This is a genomic window from Aeribacillus composti, assembly GCF_007827555.1.
GTDB classification, from domain to species: domain Bacteria; phylum Bacillota; class Bacilli; order Bacillales; family Aeribacillaceae; genus Aeribacillus; species Aeribacillus composti.
The window spans coordinates 1-5,411 of the sequence record NZ_VISS01000060.1 but is presented as its reverse complement, the minus strand read 5'-3'; the positions used below and the strand labels follow the sequence as shown (position 1 = coordinate 5,411).

Here is a 5,411-nt window from a genome sequence, read left to right as displayed (position 1 = left end):
TCAGATAAAAATCGAAAAAATATAAAAGCAAGTGGAGAGAAACGCATTGTTTTTCTCCACTTGCTTCATTTTAGGGACTTATCGGACAGCCCCTTTTATTTGCTAATAATCATCCGAATAAGGACCTTTCATCAAAGGGATATGTTTTATGAATTTTTTCAATTCGATTCCAAAGTAATTTTCTATATCTCGTTTTAGATTTTGCTCTAATTGAATAAATTCCCTTACGATATAGTCTAAATCAAAAACATTGTACAAATCTTGCTCTGCCCAAATAGATTTCACTCTTGCTTTATTTGAAAATGGAATTAAAGACAGAATAGCACCATCTTCATAATCGTCATATTCAATCGTATAATAATGGAATTCTGGAATATATTCATCTGTGACTCTGTTTTTCCATTCGTATAATGCTTTATAGAATTCTAAAATAGCAAGTTCTGTTTCAAAGTATAACTCATTATTGATTTTTATTGTAAGTGTAGCTTCTACCGCTAATATGGTAGGAACATCACGTTTATCTTTATTTGAAATAATTCCATTATCAACTACAAAATTGTATTCAAAAGTTATTTTACTGGAAATGCTGTCCATATCTTACCATCATATCCTATCACTATTCTTATTTTTGTTTCACCTTTTTACAATGTCTTCCTTTACCACATCCGTGATATGACTAATCGTTGTTGGGGAGTAGGCATTTCCTAGAATTCGTTCAATAAACTTGCTAATTTCACGCGTACTCATGCCACTTTGATACATGTTAATGATCGCTTCCTCGAGCCAGCACTGATAAATTGGTATATGTCTGGAAAAGGGGGGCTTCATATACTATAAGAACCATATCTGATTCGTTTTTCGCATAATCACCTAATGGGTTTTGTTCGAATCCTTTCGCATATGTTTTCACCAATTGGCCATTGGCATAAGTGTGGATGCCAAAATATAAAGCAAATATGCCAACAATTCCAATCATTATTTTTAAAAAAACTTTTTTATAATTCAATGATAACATCTCCCATCTTTTTTAATTCCTCATCATGTGTAACCAATATAATGGTCTTTCCTAATTTATTAAGTTCTTTTACATGTTCCATCACTAGACTGGCGTTATATTTATCCAAGCTTCCTGTCGGTTCATCTGCCAATATAATACTGCATTTTTTCATAAACAGACGCGCAATGGCTACTCTTTGCTGTTCTCCACCGGACAAAGTATATATTTTTCTTTTTTCGTAACCATTCAATCCAACTTTTTCTAATACTGCTGAAACAGTGGTATTGTTTCTATATTTCTTGTCGATCATCAGAATGTTTTCTTCAACAGTCTTATTTTCTACTAATGCAAAGTTTTGAAAAAGAAATCCGAGCTTCTCTCTATATGCCTTAAGAATATCATCGTTTTTCGAAAGATCTAAGCCGTCGATAAATACTTTCCCTGCATCTACCTTTTCAATCCCTCCTATTATATTTAAAAGTGTCGTTTTCCCGCTGCCGCTCTTTCCACTGAATACGACAAATTCACCTTGCTTGATAGAACAAGAGAAATCCTCGAATAGAACACGATCCCCGAATTTTTTCGTTATATTTTTGATTTCCAGCATTTTATATACCACCTTTTAATACGCGGGATATGCTTATCTGTTCAAATTTATTTATAAACAGTGAAAGAATGACAATAGTATTTATCAGCACAATTGTACTTGCGAAAAAAATATAAAGGAAAGAGAAATGATAGAACATAATTTTTCCCGCTAAGGCAATTCCCACACCTAAAATGAAGGCACCAATTAACAATCTGAATACACCTTTATACCTTTGAAAAAAAGTTTTTCCGAATACTTTATGAAGTGCTATTTCAATGGCTCTAGAATTAAAATCCATTTTTAAAATGGTAGATAAAGAAATATTAAATAAGATTAACAACATAATGCTTAAAATGATATTGATTAATAAAACTAATATTTTTTCAGCACGTTTTTCTAAATATAAATCTTTTATATTATTTTTATAGAAAATTTCATCTTCATAGCCAATTTTTTTAATAAAAGCTTCAAAATCATTGTCATTGTTAAATTTAACTAATGAATTAAAGACATAGAAACCCATTTCATTACTAGGTAATTTACTATGGGTATCAAAAATAATGATAGGATTTTTCTTATAATTATCAGCTAAATTTGCCATATTAATATCATGTATTAATAATGTGTAAGGATTTTTAATAGTTATTGTTTCAAAAATCCCGTCATCATTTTGTAACAAGTTGGTAATTTCATTAGGTGTTGATGGATCAAATATACCTTTTTCTTTTAATTCCGCATCTGTATATCTAGAAATGAGATAATATCTGTCCTCTTTCAGTTTATTTAAATCAATTCCTAAATCTTTAATTTCCTTTTTCGCATATTTATTCAAATACACTATAGACTCATTTACATTCACCATACTTGACGAAATACCGCCATTGTTTGAAAAATCAAATGATAAATGAATTCGGTATTTATCGAGATAATCATTATAAAATTTAACTGCATATTCTCTTTCTGTTTCAAAGTTCGTAGTTTCGGTATAGTTTTTTAATAAAAAGAGGACATTATCGTAATCATAATATTCTTCCCAATGATCCCTCTGGTTAATTGTTAATATAGCATCGTAAATCGTCTTCAGATTGAAGGTTAAAGTTAAGATTAAGGTTACAGTTATGATAAACAATATAAAAAAGGCTAATATTTTATATCCTAATGTGTAATAGCTTCTTACAAATGTTTTCTTAATATCCAAATTGCGAAGCATAAGATAGAGAATATTTGTAGAAAGTACGATAACAAACAACATGAGAACTGATATTAATAGAAACTTAGATGATTCAGTTATAAAAATCGCTAGTAACATACCAATAAAAGCACTGCTAATAATAGTTACTGAATTTGTAATCATCAAGGGAACAATTATACTTTTCTTATCAGACCCATTAAAATATTTAATTAAAACTTCCTTTTTTAGGCTATTCACCTCAAAAATGGTATATAAGAATATAATGAAAAACACGAAGGTCCAAGCCGAAATAATCATAAATATTGCATCATTTTGATAGCGGTTTTCTTCGGGTTTGCTCATTCCGTATTTATCAATTGTTTCAGAACGCAATTTTTCCACGCTTTTTTTAGTGCCAAAAACATAAAAGTATTCTTCTTTTTTTATCTCAGTAATATCGCTAAAGGGTTTAAATATAATTTCTCTCTTGCCGCTAATTAACGATTTAAATATAGAATGATCATTCTTTACTAATATTCTTTTTTTAAAATAATTTTTATGTTCCTCTGTAGAATAGATCGTATAGGTAGCAGAATTACTAGAATTAACGGTTGATGATACGACATATATTTTTAAATTTAGTTCTTTGCTCAGTCGGTCTAAATCTTGTATGTACTCTCGATTTAACTTCTCACTTTTCACATCTGTTGTATACTTAAAATCACTTTCAAATACTTTTCCATCTAAATAATAAATATATGCGTCCCCTATAATTGTGAAGGCTATAAAAAATAACAGGGAGAAAAACGCAAGCTTCTTTTTATTGACCATACATCATAAATCCTCCATTAAATAAAATGGTATATTTGTCAGCTTGTTCTAATTGGAGCTGTTCTAATATTCTTTCATATTGCTTAGTAGCTGCTATCATTTTGATTATAAGGGAATTAGTGTAAAAAATTCCATATTTAAACGTTGATTTTTATATATTTTTGTGGAAATATTGAAAAAATCTTAAAACCTTGTTATCAAGAGTTTGAGAGCTTTTAAACTGTGTTTTTCGCAACAGATCTACAAAAATTCGCACATCAACTATTAAATCCAACGTTGGCGGACGAAGCGCACCTTCATAAAGTATTGGTGATTCGATATGGATTGATCCGCACGCTTTAAAGTACTTCATCTGTTAAAATGTGTGAATGACCGCATCCGAATAGTTGAATGCTTCCGACCTTTTAAATCGCTTCATTAACTGCATAAGCAGACTTATTTTGCAAATAAAAAAGAACCGAGACAACGACCAACGGCACGTCTCCCGATTCTTATTGTATACATACTTTTCGCCCCTGCTTTTCCTATGTTTCGATACCAACTATTTACAACAGGCACGAATTCTTTGACAGAGAGAAAAACTTGATTACATAGACAAAGTTATAATTACAGCATCTCCTAAATTCTAAAAACTTTGTAGTTGATTTAGAAATTTTCAAACTATATTCCAAATATTAGTTCATTTCTTTTGTAATCATCGTTAATTGATCTGCAGAGAGGGATACTTCTTCAAACGCTTTTCCTAATTCATTTACCACATTTACAAACGATATCAATTCCGTCTCGATTTTATTGTTTTGATCCATTGTTTTAGCCATTGTGTCCAAAATTTGCTCAAAGTGTTTCTCTGTTTCTTGCATGTTTTGATGGCCGTTATTCACTTCTGTTTTTATTTTTTCAAGCGACTTTGTAAGATCCTCTACTTGTTTTTGGGTATTTTGAATGAGAGAAGATACTTTTGAAACTGAATTCTTAGTTTGTTCGGCCAATTTACGGACTTCTTCAGCTACAACAGCAAAACCGCGGCCAGATTCACCTGCTCTTGCAGCTTCTATGGCAGCATTAAGCGATAATAAGTTGGTTTTGTCAGCAATTCCAGTAACAATACCGACTATTTCTTGCATTTGTTTTGATATTTCTAATAATACATGGACATCATTTGATATATCATCAACAGCACTATAAATGTTCGACATGATTAATGCCTGTTTATGCATATGTTCTTTTCCTTTTTCGGCACGTTCTTGTGCGGTTAGAGATAGACTAGTTCCGTTTTTCGCAAGAGAAACGATTTCGTTTGATTGCGCGATTAATTGTTGGAAAGAAGCAGTTGTTTGCTCCGAGATTGCAGCCAGATTTTGCGATGCACTTGCCACATTAGCACGGGCTGATCTTTTTTGTTCCTCAGCTGCTTCCTTTACTCTTTCTGATTCAGCATCATATGCTTCTAATACCAACTGTTGTTCTAAGTTTAAAATTTTAGAGACCGCTCTTATGGCAAGAAAGCAATCTTCCTTATTCATCATATTTTGTTGGATAATATCCATAAGTGCTAAAAATAGATCCTGAAATGCACACATATACCATTTCGTTTGAAGACCTATCCTTACATGCATATGTGCAATTTTAATTCTTTTGTCGGTGAAAGCTGCATCTATTCTTCCGTTAAACATTTCAACAATATGTTGTCTAAGCGTCTTTTTTAATTTTTCTATCGAACTGTTATCATTAATAACTCAGCTTTCGCAGTCCAAAATCTTGTTTAAATGCTTGATGTAAATGGTTTTGGGAAGTACAAAATTATCATTTGACATTTTTTAAAA

General features: G+C 31.1%; 5 protein-coding genes and 2 pseudogenes. All 7 read right to left on the bottom strand.

The window, feature by feature from the left end:
* Positions 1–102 precede the first annotated feature (102 nt).
* A complete protein-coding gene (locus FB379_RS18080) occupies positions 103–594 on the bottom strand; it encodes a DUF7878 domain-containing protein (RefSeq protein ID WP_144598573.1) in 492 nt (163 codons plus the stop codon).
* Positions 595–639: 45 nt separating this feature from the next.
* Positions 640–786: pseudogene (locus FB379_RS18075) on the bottom strand (transposase); the annotation flags it as partial.
* Positions 764–1,006: a hypothetical protein gene (locus tag FB379_RS18610; RefSeq protein ID WP_199757359.1), complete on the bottom strand. Its 243-nt coding sequence runs from the start codon at positions 1,004–1,006 to the stop codon at positions 764–766. The gene FB379_RS18610 and the pseudogene FB379_RS18075, both read right to left, overlap by 23 nt.
* Entirely contained in the window at positions 996–1,604 is a 609-nt protein-coding gene (locus FB379_RS18070; protein WP_144598572.1) for an ABC transporter ATP-binding protein, read from the bottom strand. Before FB379_RS18070 ends, FB379_RS18610 begins: the two co-directional genes overlap by 11 nt.
* A gap of 1 nt (position 1,605) precedes the next feature.
* Entirely contained in the window at positions 1,606–3,588 is a 1,983-nt protein-coding gene (locus tag FB379_RS18065) for a bacteriocin-associated integral membrane family protein (protein ID WP_144598571.1), read from the bottom strand.
* 674 nt (positions 3,589–4,262) lie between these two features.
* Positions 4,263–4,964, bottom strand: a complete 702-nt coding sequence (locus FB379_RS19070) for a methyl-accepting chemotaxis protein (protein ID WP_422386937.1) — start codon at positions 4,962–4,964, stop codon at positions 4,263–4,265.
* Between the two features lie 108 nt (positions 4,965–5,072).
* A pseudogene (locus FB379_RS19340) lies at positions 5,073–5,261 on the bottom strand (protoglobin domain-containing protein); the annotation flags it as partial.
* Positions 5,262–5,411: the final 150 nt, after the last annotated feature.

What these genes read in the sequence shown, in the direction of transcription:
- FB379_RS18080 (WP_144598573.1), bottom strand. Translation starts at nt 594, where the DNA reads ATGGACAGCATTTCCAGTAAAATAACTTTTGAATACAATTTTGTAGTT.
- FB379_RS18070 (WP_144598572.1), bottom strand. Translation starts at nt 1,604, where the DNA reads ATGCTGGAAATCAAAAATATAACGAAAAAATTCGGGGATCGTGTTCTA.
- FB379_RS18065 (WP_144598571.1), bottom strand. Translation starts at nt 3,588, where the DNA reads ATGGTCAATAAAAAGAAGCTTGCGTTTTTCTCCCTGTTATTTTTTATA.